Below are 19,866 nucleotides of genomic sequence, written 5' to 3' on the forward strand. Positions count from 1 at the left end.
GAACCTGAGCAACCGGCGCACATTCGATTTTCAATCAATGGCCGGGCGATTTGCCCCAATCGGCGGCGCAGCGCAGGATGTCGATCGAGCCGCCCGCGCTGAGCGCGCGGTACTTCTGCCAGAACGCCTCGTCGATCAACCGCCGCTGGGCCGGCTCGTCGCCCCGCCGCCATCGATCGAGCTCGTCGGGGCCGCCGTTGTAGCCGGCGTAGGCCGAGCGCGCGAGCGCCGCCGGATCGGTCTCGCCCGGCTTCGCGGCGGCGCGCGCCGCCAGACGCGCCAGGATCTGACTGCCCGCGCCGGCGTTGTAGGCGATATCCCATTCCAGGTGCGCGACGCTGTAGAAGCCGCGCCAGACGTGCTTGTTGACCTGCATCAGACCGACGTCGCCGCTGGATGAGAGCAGATAGCGCAGGCGTCCGTTGCTAACCACGAACTGCCGCCAACAGCTTTCCTGCCATGCGGTTGCGCGCACCATCGTGCGCCAGTTCGGCGGCAGCGGCGCGTCGGCCGCCTCGGCCACGTTCTGGGCGGCGGTGTCGAGAAGCGCGCCGAGCAGACGCCGGTAGGGATCGACATTGCGCTCGGTCACCACCGCGCGCCGCAGCTTGTGCCCGAGCTCGCGCAAACGATCGCCCATCGGCGGCGCGTCGGCCATCGCCTCGGCCGGGCCGATAAGCCGCAGCGCCACCCGTATGAACGATGCGGCCGACGACGGCCCGGGACTCGGCGATGCCCCGGTTGCTGGAGTGGGCGCCGTTGACGGGGCCGCCGAGGGAGCGAGCGTCGGGCTGGGCTCCTCGGTCGGCGCGGGCTCGGAGCCGGCGGCGTCGGACGGCACGACGGTGTCGGGCGTTTCTGGCGGGGGCGTGAAACCGAAGATCCGTTGCAGCTCGGGATCCGGCTTGTAGTTGAACTGGAGCGGATCGGCGGTGTTCGTCGGCGCCATGATCCGCGCGAGCCGGCGCAGATCGGCGGCCGAGATGCGCACGCCGAGCGCGGGTGCCGCCTCGTCGAACGCCATCAGCGCGTCGCCGGCAGAAACGAACGACAGGAACTCCAGCGCGTGATCGCCGAGCTGGCCGCGCGCGGCCGCCGCGCGCACGATATCACGCAGCGTTCGCCATTGATCGAGGAAGAGCGCACGCACCGGATCGGGGCCGCCTGCCGCCGGCGGTTGGTTCATCGCGGCCACCAGCTTGTAACGCCCGTCGAGCAGCACGTCGAGCAGCCGCGCGCGCGCCTCCTTGTCGGCGATCGCCGAGCCCAACTGCTTGACAGCGAAGACAACGAACGCGTCCCATTCGTCGAGCCGCTGGTTCCACGCCGCCAGCTCGGATGGGCTGAGCGGCCCCGAGGGCGCCGGCGGCGGTGGGGGCGCCGCGGCGGGCGCTTGGAACGCGAGGCTCAACCGGACGCCCTCGTCGGTCGCGACTACCGGCGCGACGCCGCGGATCGTGGCCAGCGCCTGGCGCAGGCGCGCGGCGTCGGCAGGGGGCGCGGCCTCCGCGGCCAGCGCGCGGAACTCGTCCACCGCCGGCGCGAGGTCGAAGTGAAAGGTTTGCAAGCGCGCGATGAAGTTCTGCTTGATCAGGTCGAAGCCGCGCCCGACGATGAGCGTCTTGTGATGCTGCGCGTCGTAGAGGTTGATGTCGGTGACGCGAAACATCAGGCGCAGGTTGGGCGCGAGATAGGGCTGAGCCGAGACCTCGATTATCCCTTGCCAGGCGATCGGGCTTACGCAGCTCTCGCCCATCGGCACGCCCAGGCTGAGCGTGCCCGCGCTCGCCAGCCTGACCGCGAGGCCGTCGCGCCCGAACGATGGGTTCTGCGCGTAGAGATATTCGCAGCGGTTGGCGCCGCTCCACAGCTCAGCGCGGTCGCCGGGCCCGTCGTAAATCTGGCGCTTGAGGGCCTCGCGCAGAGTGACGTAGTCGATCGTGAGCGGGACCGTAATCTGGGCCGCGGCGGCGGCGAGCGTGCAGCCGAGCAGCCATGCCGCGGCGGCCGCGGCGGCAACGAGTTTCGCGCCGGACTTCATCGTCTGCTTTCAAAATTAGCCGCGCACGCGCTCGAAAGCGACGCCGCCGGGCCGCGCTGCACCTTGAAAGGGCGGCTGGGGGAAAAGATAATTGACAGGATGATCGTTGAGTTGGGCGATGAACGAACCGAAGTCGATTTTTTACGAGACCGAGATTCCCCAGGCTTCGCGCGAGCTTGACGAACTGCGCCGCTCGGGCAGCTACGTGCCCCCCTTCATCGTCGAGCGCCGGCGCGTGATCGACGACTACTACGAAGGGAAGATGACGATCGACGCCACCGTGGTGATCCGCGTCGGCGCCTTCGAGGAAACCGAGGCCGCGCGCGGCGTCGGCGTGGTCCATGCGCTCGACCTCGCGCTGCGCAAGGCGCTCCTCAAGTACTTTCCGTTCCTCGAACCGGTGCGCGTGATCGAGACCTATATGCACGCCAGCGGCGAGTCCACCGAGGCCGAGGTGATGTCGATCAAGAAGTTTTCCGACGGCCAGAGCGTGTGGACCACGCTCGCCAAGTCGGCCAACACGGCGGAGGCCGGATGGCAGTCGCTGGTGGACGGCTACGAGTGGCGGATTAACGCCGAGAGCCACAAGGCGCAGCGGGTAACCCACAATCCGCGGCTGTCGAGGCGCTAGACGCGATGGGACGGCTGTTCGGAGAGCCCGAGCGGATCGCGGCGCGCGCCCGCCCGGGCAAGGTCGCCGTGCTGTACGACGGCGGATGTGCGATGTGCCGCGCGGTTGCCGACGGCATCCTCGACTACGACAACTCGGGCGCGCTCGAATTGATGGACCTCCACGCCGACGAGGCGCGGGTGCGCTTTCCGCAACTGCGGCTCGACGACCTGCTCTACGAGCTGCACGTGATCGACGACGCCGGCCGGGTCTATCGTGGGGCGCGCGCAATCAACGAGATTCTGCGCCGGCAGTCCGGGATGCGCGGCCTGCTCGCCTATCTGTGGTATTTGCCCGGCTACGCCTGGCTCGCGGATCGCCAGTACAAGGCGATCGCCGCCTCGCGCCATCGCTTCGGCGACGGCCGCGGGCGCACGCGCGCTGCGAGCACCGCGCCGGTCGAGGAGCCGTGAGCGCGGCGGCGCGGGGCGGCGCGCTGCGGCCGTTCCGTATCGCGCGGACGCGCCGGGCACGAACAAGGTGAAGCCCTTTTACATCTTCAATACGCTGAGCCGCCGGGTCGAGGAGTTCCATCCGCAAAGCCCGCCGACGGTGACTTACTACTCGTGCGGGCCGACGGTGTATTTGCCGCAGCACTTGGGTAACATGCGCGCCTACGTCTTCGTCGATACGCTCAGGCGCGCGCTCGAATTCAACGGCTACACCGTCCGCCACGTGATGAACATCACCGACGTCGGCCACATGACCTCCGACGCCGACACCGGCGAGGACAAGGTCGAGAAGACCGCGCGCAGCCAGGGCAGGACGCCGCGCGAGGTCGCCGATTTCTACATCGCGCAGTTCAAGCGCGATTGCGAGCGGCTCAATATCATGCTGCCGGCGCCGCCGATGCTCTGCCGGGCGACCGACCATATCCCCGACATGATCGCGCTCATCGAGCGCATCGTCGGGCACGGCTACGGCTACGTCACGCCGTCGGGGGTGTACTTCGACGTCGAGAAGTGGCGCGGGCCGGGCCGTGTCGGCAGGCTCTCGCGCCAGAGCCTCGACGAGCAGCACGCGGGCCAGCGCCTGGAGCACTCGCCCGACAAGAAGAGCCCGCACGACTTCGCGCTGTGGGTGCTCAATCAGCCGCAGCATCTGATGCAATGGGACAGCCCCTGGGGACGCGGCTATCCCGGATGGCATATTGAGTGCTCGGCGATGTCGATGCGCTATCTGGGCGAGACGCTCGACATCCATTCGGGCGGCCTCGACCATATTCCGGTCCATCACGAGAACGAGATTGCGCAGTCTGAGAGCGCAACCGGCAAGCCGTTCGTGCGCTACTTCATCCACAACGCCTTCCTGGTCGGGATGGAAGGGGCGAAGATCAGCAAGAGCGCCGGCCGCTTCCCGGTGCTCGACGATCTCATCGCCGAGGGGATAAACCCGCTCGCCTTCCGCCTGTTCTGCTTCGGCGCCAAATATCGCTCGGAGCTCGCGTTCTCGCTCGACGCGGTGCGCGCCGCCGAGCGCAACCTCGAATACTTCGTCGAGTTCGCGCGCAACCTATCGGATGAGGACGCGCGGGCCGACGATTCGCCATGGGCTCGGGAATTCGACGAGCGCTTCGTGGAGGGGCTCAACAACGACCTCAACACCGCGCAGGCGCTGGCCGCAGCGCTTGAGATGGTCGCGGAAGCTTATAGGAGAAACGATCGCAGAATTTGGCAAACTCTGAAGAGCTTCGACAGGGTGCTTGGCCTTGAACTGGAGGCTAAGCGAAGAGAGACAGCCCTTGCGCAGTTTCCCCAAGAGATACTAGAGATGCAGCGGCTGCGTGACGAGGCGCGGGCCGCCAAAGACTTCAGGCGTGCGGACGAGCTGCGCCGCGAGCTTGAGGGTCGTGGCTACGAGGTTAGAGACTCCCGCGGCGGCTCCACTATAATGCCGCGCAGAAGTGCAGGTTGAAGAAGGGACGGTGCTTGAAAATTTGCGCCACCCGCGTGGCCGCTCACGCCCAGAAGGTAAACGATGTCGATTGAACTGAGACGGTTCGACAGCCGGACGCAGGCCGAGGGGCCCGAGGTCCGCCACCTCGACCCGCACAACGCTCCCTATTACCTGCCGATCGGCGACGAGGTCGAGATCTTCGAGGCCGCCTACAAGGCCCGCCTGCCGGTGCTGCTCAAGGGGCCGACCGGCTGCGGCAAGACGCGCTTCGTCGAGCACATGGCGCATCGCCTGGCCAGCCTGCCCGACGGCCCCAACGAGCTGATCACGGTTGCCTGCCACGAGGACCTCACCGGCTCCGACCTCGTCGGCCGCTACCTCATCCAGGCCGACGAGACGGTGTGGGTGGACGGGCCGCTGACCCAGGCGGTGCGGCGCGGAGCGATCTGCTACCTCGACGAAATCGTCGAAGCGCGCAAGGACACCACCGTGCTCATCCATCCGCTCTCCGACCATCGGCGTATCCTGCCGGTCGAAAAGCGCGGCGAGACGCTCGAGGCGCACGTCGGCTTCCTGCTCGTGATCTCCTACAACCCCGGCTACCAGAGCATCCAGAAGAACCTCAAGCATTCCACGCGCCAGCGCTTTGTCACCATCGAGTTCAACTATCCGCCGGCCGACAAGGAGGTCGAGATCATCGCGCACGAGTCGGGCGTCGACCGCGACATGGCGATGCAGCTCGCGATGCTCGGCGAGAAGGTGCGCAACCTCAAAGCCTCGGGGCTGGAGGAAGGCGTCTCGACGCGCCTGCTGATCTACGCCGGCGAGCTTATCCGCCAGAGGATTCCGCCGCGCCGCGCGGCCACCGTCGCTGTCACCTGGTCGCTGACCGACGAGGCCGACAGCAAGCGCGCGATCGACGAAGTGGTCAAGGCGATCTTCCCCGAGTAGAGCGCCAGCGCGTGATTGATCTGCGCAGCGACACGGTCACTCTGCCGACGCCCGCGATGCGCGAGGCGATCGCGCGTGCCGAGGTGGGCGACGACGTTTACGGCGAGGATCCCACCGTCAACCGGCTCGAAGCGATGGCGGCCGACGCGATGGGCAAGGAGGCCGCGCTGCTGGTGGCCAGCGGCACGATGGGCAACCTGGTCGCGATGCTGACGCATTGCGCGCGCGGCACCAAGGCGGTGCTCGGCGCGCGCGCCCATACCTATCTCTACGAGGCGGGCGGCGCCGCCGCGCTCGGCGGCGTCGTGATGACGCCGGTGCGCAACACCGACGACGGCGAGCTCGACCCCGACGAGCTGGAAGCCGAGCTCGCCACGCCGGCGGACGTGCATTTCGCGCCGCACGCGCTGGTCGCGACCGAGAACACGCACAACCGATGCGGGGGCGCGGCGGTGGGGCTCGCGCACATGGCGGTGGTCGCCGACGCGGCGCATCGCCGCGGCCTGCCGGTCCATCTCGACGGGGCGCGCATCTTCAACGCGGCGCTCGCGCTGGAGACCACCGCGCGCGAGATCGCCGGCTACGCCGATACGATCTCGTTCTGCCTTTCCAAGGGGCTGGCCTGTCCGGTGGGGTCGCTGCTATGCGGGCCGCGCGCGTTTATCGAGCGCGCGCGCCGCGTGCGCAAGCTGGTGGGTGGCGGGATGCGGCAAGCGGGGATAATTGCGGCAGCCGGTGTCGTCGCGCTGGAGACGATGGTCGAGCGGCTGGCCGAGGATCACGCGAACGCGCGCATGCTGGCCGAGGGCCTGGCGCGCGTCGCGGGAGTCCGGGTGCTTCCGGTGCGCCGGCGCACCAACATGGTGTTCTTCGAGGTCGCCGGCGGAGCCGAGCGCGCGCGCCGCTTTGCCGCCGCGCTCAAGGAGCGCGGCGTGCTGGTCGGCGCGCGCGGCGCAACCGAGTTCCGCGCGGTCACCCACTACGGTGTGAGCGCGGCGGACGTTGCGGCGGCGGTGGCGGCGGCGGCCATGGCCGCCGCCGCCACCGCCGCCCCGGCTTCGCGGGAATAGAATGGACTCGCTCACCTCGCTCTTCTCGCTGCGCGGCCATGTCGGCTTCGTCACCGGCGCCTCCTCGGGACTCGGCGTCGAGTGCGCAACCGCGCTCGCGCTCGCCGGCGCCGACGTCGCGCTCGCCGCGCGCCGCGGCGAGCGGCTGGAGAAGTTCGCCGCCGAGCTGGCGTGCGCGTACGGCGTGCGCACCGCCGCGATCCCGCTCGACGTGACCGACGACGCCCAGCTCGACGCCGCCCTGGGGCGCGCGCGGCACGAGCTCGGCTTGGTCGACATTCTGGTCAACAACGCCGGCATCTCGCCCACCGGGCGCGCGGAGAATTTGCCGCGCGCGACCTGGGACGCCACTATCGCCACCAACCTGACCGCGCCGATGATGCTCGCGCAGCGCGTAGCGCGCGCGCTCATCGCGGCCAAACGCCCCGGCCGCATCATCAACATGGTCTCGATCTACGCAAATGTCGCCAGCTCGATCTATCGGCTCTCCGCCTACGCCGCGGCGAAGGCCGGGCTCGCCAATCTCACCCGCCAGCTGGCGGTCGAATGGGCCGGCTACGGAATTCTGGTCAACGCGCTCGCCCCCGGATGGATTCCGACCGAGGCGACCGAGGCCGGCATGGCCAAGGGCAATCGCGAACGGATGGAGCGGGCGACGCCACTGGGCCGGGTGGGACGGCCGGAGGAGATTCGCGGCGCGGTGATTTTCCTCGCCAGCGAGGCGTCGAGCTACGTGACCGGCTCGGTGCTCGCGGTGGACGGCGGCTACGTGGCCTGGTGACGCGCCGCGTCGGCGCGGGAAGGCGGAGCGGTGAGCGCCAAGCGCAACAACGATCTGCGTGCGCAGTTAATGCGGCGCAAGCCGGTAGCCGTGCTGATGGCCGAGGCCGGGCCGCATCAGGGCGGCCTGCGCCGCGCGCTCGGCGCGCTCGACCTCACCGCGCTCGGCATCGGCGCGATCATCGGCGCCGGCATCTTCGTGATGACCGGTGTGGGTGCGCGCGAGGCCGGGCCAGGGTTGATCGTTTCCTTTATCCTGGCCGGCGTGGCGTGCACGATGGCGGCGCTGTGCTACGCCGAGTTCGCCGCGATGATTCCGGTCGCCGGCAGCGCGTACTCCTACTCGTACGCTACGATGGGCGAGCTGGTGGGATGGATCATCGGCTGGGACCTGGTGCTGGAGTACGCCGTCGGCGCGGCGGCCGTCGCGGTCGGGTGGTCGGGGTACTTTCGCGTAATCCTCGACGGCGTCGGGCTCCATCTGCCGCGCGCGCTCGCCTCGGCGCCCGGCGCCGAGGCCGGCGCGCTAATCAACCTGCCCGCGCTACTCATCGTGCTGCTCATCTCGGCGGTACTTTACATCGGCATCCGCGAGAGCGCCTCGCTCAACTCGACCATCGTCGCAATCAAGCTCGGCGCGGTGGCGATCGTGATCCTAGTCGGGATGTTCTTCGTGCGCCCCGCCAACTGGACGCCTTTCGCGCCTTTCGGATGGTCGGGGATCTCCAAGGGCGCGGCCTACATCTTCTTCGCCTACATCGGCTTCGACGCGGTCTCGACCGCGGCCGAGGAGGTGGTGGTGCCCGAGCGCGACCTACCGCGCGGCATCCTGTGGTCGCTCTTCATCTGCACGTTTCTGTATATCGCGGTCTCCGCGGTGCTGACCGGGATGGTGCCGTTCGGCGAGATCGACAAGAACGCGCCGCTCGCCTCGGCGTTCGTCAGCCGCGGGCTCGACTTCGTCGGCGGCATCGTCTCGCTGGGCGCGGTGATGGGACTGACGTCGGTGCTGCTGGTGCTGCTGCTGGGGCAGTCGCGGATCTTCTTTGCGATCTCGCGCGACGGCCTCCTGCCCGAAGCCTTCGGCCGGGTGCATCCACGCTTTCAGACGCCCTACATCCCGACCGTCATCACCGGGGTCGCGGTGGGAATCGCCGCGGCTTTTCTGCCGATCCAGGACATCGCCGAGCTGACCAATATCGGCACACTCTTTGCGTTCACGTTGGTATGCTTGGGCGTATGGATCCTGCGCTACGTCGATCCGGATCAGCATCGACCGTTCCGCACGCCGTTCATGCCGGCGGTGCCAATTCTGGGCGTGCTCTCCTGCCTGTACCTGATGGCGAGTCTGCCGATGGTGACGTGGATCAGGTTCTTCGTCTGGATGGGGGTCGGATTGCTGATCTACTTCAACTACGGCCGCTACCACAGCCGCATTGCCGTCAGCGCCGCATCATCGTCGCCCGCCGCCGCCGGCTAAGCAGCCGTTGTAGATGGCACAGGCGCACCGCGGCACATGGGTGGGCGTGGCGGCGCGGCCCACCAGGAGCGAGAGAGGCGTAGGAACAGACTACGACGAAATTGGAGGCCGCGGTTGGAGGCCGGGCGGCAGCTTGGGCGGAACGACGCAGATGTAGCCTTCGCCCGGGCGCAGCGACGGGCACCACACCGAGCCGTCGTTACCGAGCCGGCAGTCGGTGGGCGAAGGGATATTTGCCTTTGCCAACTGTCGCGCGCTCCCGGGATGCATCGTGGCGAGCCGGTTGCGGACCAGCGGGCGGCTGACATAGCCGGCGAAGAAGCCGACGGCCAAGGTTATGAATAACAGAGCCGAAATTGTTGCAATCGATGCGCGCGGAGCGTCCAAGGGCGCTTTTTCAACCTCAAGCTGCCTAAGCTGACGTGGCGACCCGAACCTAATAGCACTCCGCGGTTCTTTTGCACAAGCCCACTTGCAAAAAAGGTTAAAAAATTCGGACGCTTAGCGCGCCCGACGCCAAAAAGCCGGGGAGGTCGAAACCGCCCCGGCCTTTCTGCCGCCGCTACATCTGGATGAGGGGCCTACTTCTTCACCTCTCCCGCATACTCCAGGTTCATCATTGCCACGCCCGCCGCCACGTTGAGGCCGGTGTTGCCCTCGATGCTCACCGGCTGCAGCGCGATCGAGCTGTCCATCCCGCCGACCAGCGCGTTGGCGCCCGCACCGAGCCCAACCGTAGCGCTGGCGGTGCCGCCGCCATAGTGACCGGCGAGCAGACCGGTCTTGTGGCTGACTTCGTGAGCCGGCGCAAACACGGTCCATAGGATCACGCCCGAAGCCAGGTAGCCGATGTCAGCGCCAAACTTGGTAATCGAGCCCTTGTAGTGCTCGACTTCCGGATGGCCAGCCACCGCCGAGGTGAACGTGCAATCCAGATCACGCGACGAGCCGAAGATGATGCCCCAGCCGCTGGCGACGTTGCAGCTCAGATAGCCGACCTTCGTCGTCGCCTCGTCCGCGCGCGCGCTGGGCACGGCGGACAGCGTCACGGCGAGCGCCGCGAACGCAACCAATGCAAGTGTGAACTTACGCATAGACAGTTCCTCCTGCACGGGCCAAAACGCAACTCCTGTGCCACGGTGAAGCTGACCAAGGGCAGGATCAAATTGTCGAATTGACGCTCCGCGCACGTTCCGCCGGCCCCCGCGGAGGCAGCCATGTCTCCCCCGGAGCCAAGGAATTAGCAAGCGACACAATCCTGACGCTGAAGCGGCGAAACGCGCCCTTGTGCGAGAGGCGCATTGCCGCACTCCCGCTAATCCCACGCTACGTTGGACAAGCTTGCAGACTTAGGGGTCGCTGCTGCGCGAGGTGATACCACGGCCGAACGCCGCCACCTCCGAGCGCCACTTCTCGCCGAAGGCCAAGATCAGCACCTGCTGGTTGATGTGTTGATCCTTGGTCAGGCTGCGCCATACGCCGCCGCCCGCCCGCGCCATCGCCTGATACGCCGCCTGCGTCTCGAGGTAGAACTCAGGCAGGGTGTTGACCGACATCGGCGCGCCGCCGTTGGTCTCTTCCCATTCCTTGACGAAGGCCTCGTGTTCCTCGACCGTCAGGTCCACCGTATTGAAAGTGCCGTTCTCGTTGTGGAACTGGCGGATGAGTTGGAGGCAGGGATCGAAGTCCTCCTTGAACGGCGGGGTGTCGCCGACCAGCACGATCACCTTGCGTGCGTACGACCGCCAGCCCATCGTATCGACCGCGGTCCGAATCGCGCCGAGTGTATTCTCCTGCCATTCACCGCCGTTGTGTGCGCGGATGTTATTGAGAAAGTTGATCAGCGGAGCGGTCTGCGTAGTGAGCGCCTGGACCTCCATCGGCTCGCCGCGTCCGCCGAAGACCACCACTCCGATACGCGCAGTCGGCACCAGCCGATGGATCGCGAGCATCAGCGATCGCATCTTCACCTTGACCTGGTCGATCACCAGGCGCATCGAGCCCGTGCCATCTATCACGATCACGACGTCGAGGCCGGTGCGGCGCAGTCCGCTGATAAACCCGCCGAAGCTGTTGCCGATACCCTGGCCGTAGCCCGAACCGATGCCGCCGCCACGGCCGATGCCGATGCCGCCGGTGGTTGCGCGAACGTAGTTGTTGGCCGTGGTCACGATTTCGCGCGCCGCGGTGTTGAGCTCCGTGGGACGCTCGATCGGCAGCGCCGCCATCTCGGGCAACTGCGTTTCGGGCAGGTTGGTGTCCTCGCCGGGCTTGGACTGGCCACCTCCCCCGCCCGCCTGGAGGCTAACCGGGATGAAATTCGGAGCGCTCTCGATGTGCACGGCGAAGAGCAGAAAAAGCAGCACGACGACGTGCAGGCCAATCGAGAGCGGGAAGGGGCCGAGCAGAAAGCGCAGGCTCTGGCGCAAGGCGTGCCGCAGCCCGGGCTTCTCCTGGTCGGGATCCTCTTCGCCCAGATGCGCCCGGCTGCTGATCCAGAACAGACCCAGCGCGACGACCACCACCGAGACCGCGAGGAGGCCGATTTCTTGCGCGACGCTCACAAATTCCTTTTTTTGTCGGCGGCGCTCGCCCGGCTCCCCCGAGAGGTCCGCGCCTGAGCTCTTATTATGCGCCCGCAGGCGCGTTTGCGGCCAGCGTAACTATTCTTACCTCGTCGCCCCGGCAAGCTACGTCCCCGGGCCTTCTGCCGCCGGCTCCGGCGGAGCAATCGGCCCGCTCGGAACCGGCGCCCCCGCGGCCGGCCCCGGCAGCTTGGCCACCGCAAGTGCGATCTGCTGCGCGCCGGCGGTCTTGGCCACGTCGAGAATGTGCACGGCGTCGGCGAGGATCACCGCCGGGTCGCCCTGGAAGACCACCAGCTTGTCCGGATCCTTGGTAATCGCGTCCTTCAGCGCCGTCGGCAGCATCGCCTCGGGAATCTCGGTCTGGTTGACGAAGATGCGATGGTCCGAGGTGTACATCACGAGCACGCCCTTGGGCTTCTCGCTGCTCGATTGCGCCTGGACCTTGGGCAAATCGACGTGCGCCGCCGACTCGATGGTGATTGCTGTCGCCACCATGAAGATGATGAGCAGGACGAGGAAGATGTCCGTAAGCGGCGTGATATTGATGTCGGCGAAGAGGCCTCCGCCCTGATTGCTGCTGATTGCCATCGTCTGGAGCTATCCGCTTACAACCGCTACTGGCCGTGCGCCGCTGTTCTCCGGCTGCAATGTGTTGACGCTGCCGCGGGCTAACCGCTGCGGGCGCCGGCGCCGCTCACTCCGCTCGTCTGCATCCGTTGCACCTGGCCCGGCGCAACCCGCTTGGCCGCGATCGCGATCTGCTGCGCGCCGGCCTCCTTGGCGATCTGAAGGATGCGGATCATGTCGCCCAGCAGCACCTTCTGGTCGCCCTGGAAGATGACGACTTTGGAGTCGACCCGGTTGAGCGCCTCGCTCAGCGCCGATTCCAGGTCGCGCTCGGTCACGTCCTTGGAATTGACGAACAGCTCGTGCTGTGCGGTGTAGGTCACGATCACGCCCTTGTTCTCGGGCGAGGTGTTCTGCGCCAGCGGCAGATCGACGTGGGAGGCGGCCTCGATGGTCACCGAGGTGGTGACCATGAAGATGATCAGAAGGACGAGGAAGATGTCGGTCAGCGGCGTGATGTTGATTTGCCAGAACATCTCGCCGCCGGTTTTGGGCCCGCTAACCGCCAACGGCTTGTCTCCCCTGGAGCGCGGCGTCGATCAGGCGCGCGGCGTTGATGTGGATGGCGGCGTTGATGTTTTCGATCTTGACCGAGAAGTAGTTGTAGAAGATGACCGCGATGATCGCGACCGCCAGACCCAGCGCGGTCGAAATCAGCGCCTCCGAGATGCCCGCTGCGACCACCGAAAAGCCGCCGGTCCCCATGATCGCCATCGATTGGAAGGCGACCAGGATACCAACCACGGTGCCGAACAGGCCGATGAACGGGGCCGAGGCACCCGAGGTTGCGAGCACCCAGATGTAGCGGCGCAGCTCGACCAGCTCTTGGAAGCGGCGCTCTTCGTCGAGTTCCTCCAGCCGATCGCGGTCGAGGTTGCGCGCCCCGCTGATGAGCGTATGGAAGACGCGGTCCGCGGCCGTGCGCCCGGCCTCGGTCTCTTGCAGGGCGGCATCGAACTTGCCCGCGCGCAGCGGGCCGACCAGGGCGTCGGCGGTCTTGGTCGCACGTGTACCGATGCCGCGCAAAGCCCACAGGCGCTCGAAAATCACCGCCAGGCAAACGATCGAGATGATGATCAGCGGGTAGGTGGCGTAATAACCCTGCTGGATCATCTGGATGATGCCGAACTGATTCTGCATTGCTTGTCCTTCCGCGTGAGAAACTTATCTGGAGACGCGCCGGCCCGCTCCCCCAGCGGCTCATCGGCTTCCCCGAGGCCCCTCATCATTACCCGCCCCTGGGCGGGTCCGCAATTGGGGCGCTAGCCTAATCGCAATATCCACGTTGCCTGTCAAGCCTTGGCTGGCGCTGCATCATAATTGGACGGCGCCCCGAAAAGGTTCCATTCGACCGCGCGCCCCGCCGGCCGGGCCATGCGCGGCGCTTGCGGGAGGACGGAGATACGGGATAAATCTGCCTAGGGCCGGGCCGGACCGCGCGCATCCCAGCCTGATTCGCGCCGGCCGGAACCCCGGGTCGCGCCGCGCGGCGCAATGCAGCCAGCCCCGCGCGCGCCCAACTACGACAAGGAGAGGACTCGGACGACAATGGCATTACTTGACGGAAAGGTCGCGATTATCACTGGCGCCGGCCGTGGCATCGGTCGCGAAGAGGCGCTGCTGCTGGCCAAGCAGGGGGCTAAGGTCGTGGTCAACGATCTCGGCGGCCACTTCGACGGCACCGGACAGTCGCGCTCGCCCGCCGAGGAAGTGGTCAAAGAAATCCGCGGCTTCGGCGGCGAGGCGGTGGCCAACTTCGAGAGCGTCAGCGACTTCAAGTCCGCCAAGCGCATCGTCGAATGTGCGCTGGACAACTTCGGCAAGCTCAACATCGTGGTCAACAACGCCGGTATCCTGCGCGACCGCATGATCTTCAACATGAGCGAGGAGGACTTCGACGCCGTCGTCAACGTCCATCTTAAGGGTACCTTCAACATGGCGCGCCATGCCTGCGCTTACTGGCGCGAGCAGCATAAGAACGGCAACCTGCTCAACGGCCGGCTGATCAACACCAGCTCCGACTCCGGGCTGCTCGGCAACGCCGGCCAGAGCAACTACGGCACCGCCAAGGCCGCGGTGGCTGCCTTCGCCATCATCGTGGACCGCGAGATGGCGCGTTACGGATGCACCGCAAACGCGATCGCGCCGGTCGCGCGCACCCGGCTTACCATCGACGCCACGCCGCAGACAGCGGCGACGATGCCTGCGGTCAAAGCCGGCGAGTTCGACCTTTTCAGCCCCGCGCACGTCGCTCCGCTGGTCGCCTGGCTGGGCAGCGACGACGCCAAGGACGTCCACGGCGAGGTCTTCCGCGTCGGGATGGGCCGCGTATGGATGATGCGCGGATGGCACTCAGTGGCCGTGCTCGCGGCACCGCCGCGCACGTTCTGGGAGCCGGCCGCGCTCGGCACCCGGGTCAAGGAAGAGCTGGCCAAGGGCGTCACCAAGAAGGAGAGCATGGCCGAGGTGATGTCCGCCGGGCGGGGTTAGCGTTCGCCAATGTCGAGCCGTTCGGCTAAGGGCGAGGCGAGCGCGGCGCGCCGGGCGCCGCGCTCGCGCTCCGTGCTGCTCGTCTGCGCCGCCAATACCGCGCGCAGCGTGATCGCCGAGCATCTGCTGCGCCGCGAACTGGGCGCACGCGGCGTCGACGGCGCGCTTGTGGTGCGCTCGGCGGGAATTGCGCCCTACGCGCGCGACGGCGCGCTGGTCTCGCTCGACACTCGAATGACGCTACGCACGGTGGGCATCGATCTTGGCGACGAGGCGACCTCCACCGACCTCAAGCGCCATCCCGAGCTGCTCGCCGAGGCCGATCTCGTGATCGCGATGACCGCCCAGCAGGCGCGCGAACTCGTCGAGCGCTTCGAGGGCGCGGCAAACCGCCCGGTCTTTACCCTGCGCGAGTTCGCGGGCGAGGCCGGCGATATCGAAGACCCCTTTGAGCAAGGCCACGAGGTGTTCGACGCCTGCCGCGAGGAAATCATGCGGCTTATCCCGAGAGTCGTCGACCGGCTGCTCGCCGACGAGCAGCGGCCGAAGGAGGCGCTCGCGGAGGACTGAGCGCAGGGGACGCGCGCCGAACGAGCCGGCGATGGAATTGACCAACCCCTCGGACGCTGAGATTCGCGCAATCCTATCGCGCCCGACGACGGTCGCGGTGGTCGGATGCTCGGAGAATCCGGCGCGCGACAGCCTGCGTATCGCGCTGTTGCTCAGGCGCAAGGGCTTTCGCGTGATCCCGGTCAATCCGCAGCTCGCCGCCGACGCGCTCCTCGGCGTACTGGGCGAACGATGCTATCCGGAGCTCGCCGCCATTCCCGACCCGGTGGAAATCGTCGACGTCTTCCGGCGCCCGGAATTCCTGCCCGCGATCGCCGAGGCCGCGATCGCCAAGGGCGCGCGCGTACTGTGGTGCCAGCTCGGCGTGGTCAATCTGGAAGCTGCCGCGCGCGCCCGCGCCGCCGGGATGACGGTCGTGATGGACCGCTGCCCGGCGATTGAGTACGCGCGCTTGTTCTGAGTGAGTGGCGTTCGACCGTCGATGGCGCGCAGGAAAGCCCGCCGCTGGGACACGCTGAGGAGCGAGCGCGTTTACTCGACGCCGATCTTCGACCTCCATCGCCATCAACGCGCCCATCCGCATCGCGGCGAGCATGCGTTCTTCGTCCTCGAGGCGCCGCCCTGGGTGAACATCATCCCGCTCACCGCAGCGGGCGAGGTCGTGATGGTGCGCCAGTTCCGCCACGGCGTGGGCGACTTCACGCTGGAGATTCCGGGCGGGATGGTTGACCCGCAGGATCCGAGCCCGCTGTCCGCGGCGCGGCGCGAGATGCGCGAGGAGACCGGCTACGACTCGGAGGAGATCGTCGAGCTCGGCCGCGTCCATCCCAACCCCGCCATCCAACCCAACTTCTGCTACTCGTTCATGGCGCGCAACGTGCGCCGCGTCGTCCGCCCGCAACTCGACAGCTCCGAGGAAACCGAAGTCGTGACCGTCGCGCTCGCCGACGTCAAGCGGCTCATCGCCTCGGGCGCGATCACCCATGCGCTGGTGATCGCGGCCTTCTCGTTCTTCCACGTTTACAACCCGCCGCGCCGCCGCTAGCCGGCGCGCGAATTACCGCCGCCCCGCAGCGTGCGCGATCCTCGCCGTGAGCGAGGCCAACTTTTGCTGATCGCAGGTAATTTTTGGATACAAAAGGTCCACACTCGGAGCCTAAAAGACCCCATCCACAACCTTACTTGCTTTGCATCAAGGCCATTTGAACTTTGGTTTTGCAGCATTTTGAGCCTTGGATTGCTCCGAAACGCGGCATGGCACGCCGGTTGCTGCTGACAATGCAACGGCCACTATGCTGGGCTCGTCTTTAGAGCGCGCCGGGGAAGAGACTGCCGAACCGCCACCAGGCGGTCGCGCGACGCCGAGCGCACGCTACTGTTTCTATTGCCGCAGCAGACGTTTCGCCAACTGCGAAATCGCGCCGCTATCGCCTCGCTATTCATGGTCGCTGTGGGAGCCGCCGATGCTGCCTGCGCCGCCTGCTGGATTGCCTGGACTGAGGCCTAAGCTAAGGTTCCTTTTCCGATGGCTGCTGCGTCGTGCCCGACTGTTCGCCGGCGCTGAGTGCGGCGCACTACTCATTCGTGATCGTGGCGCGGTAGTCCACTATTCGGGGTTCACCCCTCGCTATTGGCGCTTCCCCTTCATGGGCGACGACGACCTCCAGATTGGCGATACCTGGACCGCGCCCGCCCATCGCGGCCGCGGGCTCGCGCTCTTTGCGCTCGAAACCATCGTTGCGGCCGCCGCCCGGCCGGGCCGATGCTTCTGGTATGTCGTTGCGAATACCAACCGGCCGTCGATCCGCGTTGTGGAAAAGGCGGGCTTCACGTTGGCCAGCGACGGAGTGTGGATCAAACCGTGGGGGCTCAAGCTGCTCGGATACTACGTGCCGACCGCGCCGCGGCCGTCGATGGCTTTCAGCGACCCGGAACCGGATGGCACACGTGGCCCGGGCAGCGGTCGGTGACGCTATGAATCCGAACAGGCATTTCATCGAACAAGCTTCAGCGGGCATGAACGGAGGGCAGATCGGCCTGTCCGGGCCGCATGCCGCCTTGCACGATACCGCGCCGGAGGCCGAGCGGGTGACGATAGTGCCGCTGGAGCTGGCGGGGGCGCGATGGCGCGAGTTTGCCGACGCCCATCCCGCGGCGACCCTTTATCACGGCGCTCCGTGGGCCGAGGTTCTGGGCCGCGCCTACGGCTTCCGGATACTGGTCGCGATGGCCGAGCGGGGCCGAGAGGTCAGCGCCGGATGTCTCCTGAGCTCGAGCAAGATTCCCTTCGCCGGTCGCTTCATCGGGCTGCCATTTTCCGACTCGGCCGCGCCGCTCAGCGTCAACGCGCAGGCGGCCGCCGCGCTGTTGCGTGGACTGGCGGTAGCGGCGCCCCGCCGGCGCGCGAGCTTCGAGATCCGCGGGACGGCGGCACCGGCGCCATGGCAAACCAGCGAATGTTTCCGCCAATGGTCGATCGATGTCGCGCGGCCGTTCGCCGAGCTCGAGCGCGACGCGGACCGCAACTTTCGCCGCCAGGTCCGGCACGCGCTGGCGCAGGGGGTGGCGGTCGAGACAGGCGACAGCGAGGCGATGATGCAACGCTTTTATCGGCTCCAGCTCGAGACCCGCCGGCGCCTGGGCGTGCCGCCGCAGCCCTGGCGATTCTTCGCCGCGGTGCACGAGGTGTTCGCCGCCCGCGGCGCGCTGGAGGTCTGGATCGCCGCGCGCGACGGGCGCGATCTGGCGGCGGTCGTGGTCCTGCGCGAGCGCGACGCGCTGTACGCCAAGTGGTCGGCGCGCGCCTCGCACGGCGCCGACGGCGCCTCGCACCTGCTGTTCTTCTCGATGCTGAAGCGCTACGCGGGGCACGCCGCGCGGCTCGACCTCGGGCGCACCGACGCGCGCAACGCCGGGCTGGCCCGGTTCAAGGAGGAGATGGGGGCCGCCGCGTCGGTGCTGCCTTACAGCTACTTTCCGCGTATCCCGCAGCGCGCCAACGCCGAGGATCCCGAGCGCGCGACGGGCATGCTGGCGCGGGTCTGGCGCCGCCTGCCGCTACCGTTCACGCGCGCAATTGGCGCCACGGCTTACGGCTTTTTCGCCTGACGCGCGTGCAATCAGAGCTATCAGAGATTGCTCTTGTAATCGCGCTCGACGGCCTGGTCGATCTTGTGCGCGGTCTCCGCGCTGGCGCCGGCCTTTGCGGCGAGGTACCTGCCCCACGAGAAGTTGATTCGCTCGCCCCAGCTCTGGGGTTCCCACAGGCGCGCGCGCAGAAACGCCTTGGCGCAGTGGAAGAAGCACTCGCCCACGGCGACCCGGATCACGAGCTGCGCCGGCACGCCGCGCGCCGCGAGCCGCTCGAGCAGCGCGGGCTCGGCGCTGAGCTCGGCGGTGCCATTGACGCGCAACGTCTCCTCGGTGCCAGGGACCATGAAGATCATCGCGACATGCGGATTGGCCAGGATGTTCTGGAAGGTGAAAAGCAGCTTGTTGCCGCGGCGGTCGGGAATCAGAAGGGTGTGGCGGTCCTCGACCGCGACGAAGCCCGGCGCGTCGCCCTTGGGCGAGACGTCCTGGTTGCCGGCGGCGTCGGCCGTGCCAAGCACCAGGAACGGCGAACGCGCGATGAAGTCAATCGCGGTATCGTCGAGCGCGGTCAACAGCTTGCGTGGGGTCATCGGATTGGGCTCGCCGTAAAGCGCGCGCAGCCGGGCAATGCTGGTGATCCGGTAGTCGGCGCCGTTTTCCATCATGGTCCTCCGCCAATTCTGGGACGCGCCCGCCGCGGGCGACACTTCCTGTGTATCACCTCGGTCGCCAATCAATCGAGACTCGGCGCGAGATGGGCGAATTCGGACCGCGTCACCGCGTCCACCAGCTCCGCGTAATTGGAGAGCAGGCGCGCGTAAGGGACGTTGATAGCCTTGCGCAGGCGCGTCGCGTAGCGGAAGCCGCGGGTCACGCCGAGCGCGCGCGCGATCGAGCGCAGGGGCTCCGCCACCTCGGGGATATGCCCTGCGGGGTCGCGTTGCGCGATGGCGTTGACCAAATCCTCGTAGCAGGAGGTGACCACAGGCAGACCTTCTGAGCACTTCAGGAATTGCTCGCGCTGGCGGACGATCGCGCGCGCGGATGCAAGGCATTGCTCGGTATCGACCCGGTAGCTGCCGTCGATCACGCTGCCCGCGTAGTTGTGCCACACGCCGCGTTGCTCTGCGATCATGGCCGAGATTGCGCACTGGATCACGTTGCGGCGCACCGCGTGCACGATGATCGCGTTGCGCGCCCTCAGGTAGCCGAGCAGGTAAGGCGGCGCTTCGCTGCTCCACCCGGCCGGCGCGATCTCTCGCAACTGACTGTACTTGATGTCCATCCCGATCGCGGTGCAGCCGCGCTTGTCGCCGTCCACCCAGTGATTACGGATACGGTATTCGATGAATTCGAGATAGCGCCCGAGAAGCGACTCGGTATCGGCCAGGGTCGGTGGAACCCACCCGAGGCCGCGACTGGCGATAAAATTGCCCCAGTACGACGGCGCCTCACTGGGTGATAACACTTCGCCCAGCATCGCGATCCGTTCGTTGGTGTTGAGGATTTCGCGCAGGATATTGGTGCCGGTGCGTTGCGCGCCAACCACCACGAACAGGCAAGTCTTCGGCCTGCCGTTGTCCTCTGCGCGCTCTGATGGCAAGGGCTGC

Annotated in this window: 22 protein-coding genes; 13 read left to right on the forward strand and 9 right to left on the reverse strand. The window is 67.2% G+C overall.

Annotated features, from left to right (window positions below):
* Positions 1 to 34: 34 nt before the first annotated feature.
* The gene (locus VFB33_07520) at positions 35 to 2,041 is read right to left on the reverse strand and encodes a transglycosylase SLT domain-containing protein (GenBank protein HZO81531.1); all 2,007 of its coding nucleotides are present in this window, start codon (positions 2,039 to 2,041) and stop codon (positions 35 to 37) included.
* A gap of 118 nt (positions 2,042 to 2,159) precedes the next feature.
* Here VFB33_07520 and VFB33_07525 point away from each other — a divergent pair, with 118 nt between their 5' ends.
* From VFB33_07525 to VFB33_07555, 7 genes are all read left to right on the forward strand, one after another.
* On the forward strand, positions 2,160 to 2,672 hold the full coding sequence (locus VFB33_07525; GenBank protein HZO81532.1) for an alpha-isopropylmalate synthase regulatory domain-containing protein: 513 nt from the start codon (positions 2,160 to 2,162) through the stop codon (positions 2,670 to 2,672).
* Positions 2,673 to 2,677: 5 nt separating this feature from the next.
* Positions 2,678 to 3,124 (forward strand): DUF393 domain-containing protein, encoded by a 447-nt coding sequence (locus tag VFB33_07530; GenBank protein HZO81533.1) that lies wholly within the window; start codon positions 2,678 to 2,680, stop codon positions 3,122 to 3,124.
* A gap of 67 nt (positions 3,125 to 3,191) precedes the next feature.
* A complete protein-coding gene (cysS, locus tag VFB33_07535) occupies positions 3,192 to 4,625 on the forward strand; it encodes a cysteine--tRNA ligase (GenBank protein HZO81534.1) in 1,434 nt (477 codons plus the stop codon).
* Positions 4,626 to 4,688: 63 nt separating this feature from the next.
* Complete coding sequence (locus VFB33_07540; GenBank protein ID HZO81535.1) at positions 4,689 to 5,558, forward strand: CbbQ/NirQ/NorQ/GpvN family protein; 870 nt, start codon at positions 4,689 to 4,691, stop codon at positions 5,556 to 5,558.
* An 11-nt stretch (positions 5,559 to 5,569) separates the two neighbouring features.
* On the forward strand, positions 5,570 to 6,628 hold the full coding sequence (gene ltaE / locus VFB33_07545; GenBank protein HZO81536.1) for a low-specificity L-threonine aldolase: 1,059 nt from the start codon (positions 5,570 to 5,572) through the stop codon (positions 6,626 to 6,628).
* A 1-nt stretch (position 6,629) separates the two neighbouring features.
* On the forward strand, positions 6,630 to 7,409 hold the full coding sequence (locus tag VFB33_07550; GenBank protein ID HZO81537.1) for an SDR family oxidoreductase: 780 nt from the start codon (positions 6,630 to 6,632) through the stop codon (positions 7,407 to 7,409).
* A gap of 30 nt (positions 7,410 to 7,439) precedes the next feature.
* Positions 7,440 to 8,888, forward strand: a complete 1,449-nt coding sequence (locus VFB33_07555; GenBank protein HZO81538.1) for an amino acid permease — start codon at positions 7,440 to 7,442, stop codon at positions 8,886 to 8,888.
* Between the two features lie 90 nt (positions 8,889 to 8,978).
* On the opposite strand, the gene VFB33_07560 is transcribed toward VFB33_07555, so the two are convergent.
* The 6 genes from VFB33_07560 to VFB33_07585 form a co-directional block, all read right to left on the reverse strand.
* Positions 8,979 to 9,221 (reverse strand): hypothetical protein, encoded by a 243-nt coding sequence (locus tag VFB33_07560; protein ID HZO81539.1) that lies wholly within the window; start codon positions 9,219 to 9,221, stop codon positions 8,979 to 8,981.
* Positions 9,222 to 9,469: 248 nt separating this feature from the next.
* The gene (locus VFB33_07565; protein ID HZO81540.1) at positions 9,470 to 9,982 is read right to left on the reverse strand and encodes a DUF992 domain-containing protein; all 513 of its coding nucleotides are present in this window, start codon (positions 9,980 to 9,982) and stop codon (positions 9,470 to 9,472) included.
* A 255-nt stretch (positions 9,983 to 10,237) separates the two neighbouring features.
* A complete protein-coding gene (locus VFB33_07570; protein ID HZO81541.1) occupies positions 10,238 to 11,452 on the reverse strand; it encodes a vWA domain-containing protein in 1,215 nt (404 codons plus the stop codon).
* Between the two features lie 126 nt (positions 11,453 to 11,578).
* Entirely contained in the window at positions 11,579 to 12,064 is a 486-nt protein-coding gene (locus tag VFB33_07575) for a biopolymer transporter ExbD (GenBank protein HZO81542.1), read from the reverse strand.
* Positions 12,065 to 12,144: 80 nt separating this feature from the next.
* Positions 12,145 to 12,612 (reverse strand): biopolymer transporter ExbD, encoded by a 468-nt coding sequence (locus VFB33_07580; protein HZO81543.1) that lies wholly within the window; start codon positions 12,610 to 12,612, stop codon positions 12,145 to 12,147.
* Positions 12,602 to 13,243: a MotA/TolQ/ExbB proton channel family protein gene (locus tag VFB33_07585; protein HZO81544.1), complete on the reverse strand. Its 642-nt coding sequence runs from the start codon at positions 13,241 to 13,243 to the stop codon at positions 12,602 to 12,604. The genes VFB33_07580 and VFB33_07585 overlap by 11 nt, the downstream gene beginning before the upstream one ends.
* Before the next feature lie 408 nt (positions 13,244 to 13,651).
* Between VFB33_07585 and VFB33_07590 the strand changes: the two genes are divergently transcribed.
* The 6 genes from VFB33_07590 (at position 13,652) to VFB33_07615 (ending at position 18,271) form a co-directional block, all read left to right on the forward strand.
* On the forward strand, positions 13,652 to 14,593 hold the full coding sequence (locus VFB33_07590; GenBank protein HZO81545.1) for an SDR family oxidoreductase: 942 nt from the start codon (positions 13,652 to 13,654) through the stop codon (positions 14,591 to 14,593).
* Between the two features lie 9 nt (positions 14,594 to 14,602).
* Positions 14,603 to 15,163, forward strand: a complete 561-nt coding sequence (locus VFB33_07595) for a hypothetical protein (protein ID HZO81546.1) — start codon at positions 14,603 to 14,605, stop codon at positions 15,161 to 15,163.
* A 31-nt stretch (positions 15,164 to 15,194) separates the two neighbouring features.
* Entirely contained in the window at positions 15,195 to 15,623 is a 429-nt protein-coding gene (locus tag VFB33_07600) for a CoA-binding protein (GenBank protein ID HZO81547.1), read from the forward strand.
* Between the two features lie 21 nt (positions 15,624 to 15,644).
* A complete protein-coding gene (locus VFB33_07605; protein ID HZO81548.1) occupies positions 15,645 to 16,208 on the forward strand; it encodes an NUDIX hydrolase in 564 nt (187 codons plus the stop codon).
* A 418-nt stretch (positions 16,209 to 16,626) separates the two neighbouring features.
* Positions 16,627 to 17,133 (forward strand): GNAT family N-acetyltransferase, encoded by a 507-nt coding sequence (locus VFB33_07610; protein HZO81549.1) that lies wholly within the window; start codon positions 16,627 to 16,629, stop codon positions 17,131 to 17,133.
* 46 nt (positions 17,134 to 17,179) lie between these two features.
* Positions 17,180 to 18,271 carry a GNAT family N-acetyltransferase gene (locus VFB33_07615; protein HZO81550.1) on the forward strand — a complete coding sequence of 364 codons (1,092 nt, stop codon included), beginning with the start codon at positions 17,180 to 17,182 and terminating at the stop codon, positions 18,269 to 18,271.
* Positions 18,272 to 18,291: 20 nt separating this feature from the next.
* On the opposite strand, the gene VFB33_07620 is transcribed toward VFB33_07615, so the two are convergent.
* Both VFB33_07620 and VFB33_07625 read right to left on the reverse strand, forming a co-directional pair.
* Positions 18,292 to 18,918, reverse strand: a complete 627-nt coding sequence (locus VFB33_07620; protein HZO81551.1) for an MSMEG_1061 family FMN-dependent PPOX-type flavoprotein — start codon at positions 18,916 to 18,918, stop codon at positions 18,292 to 18,294.
* Positions 18,919 to 18,989: 71 nt separating this feature from the next.
* Positions 18,990 to 19,859, reverse strand: coding sequence for a hypothetical protein (locus tag VFB33_07625; GenBank protein HZO81552.1), 870 nt, complete (start codon positions 19,857 to 19,859; stop codon positions 18,990 to 18,992).
* Positions 19,860 to 19,866 lie beyond the last annotated feature (7 nt).

Source organism: Candidatus Binataceae bacterium, assembly GCA_035650475.1.
Lineage (GTDB): Bacteria > Desulfobacterota > Binatia > Binatales > Binataceae > JAKAVN01.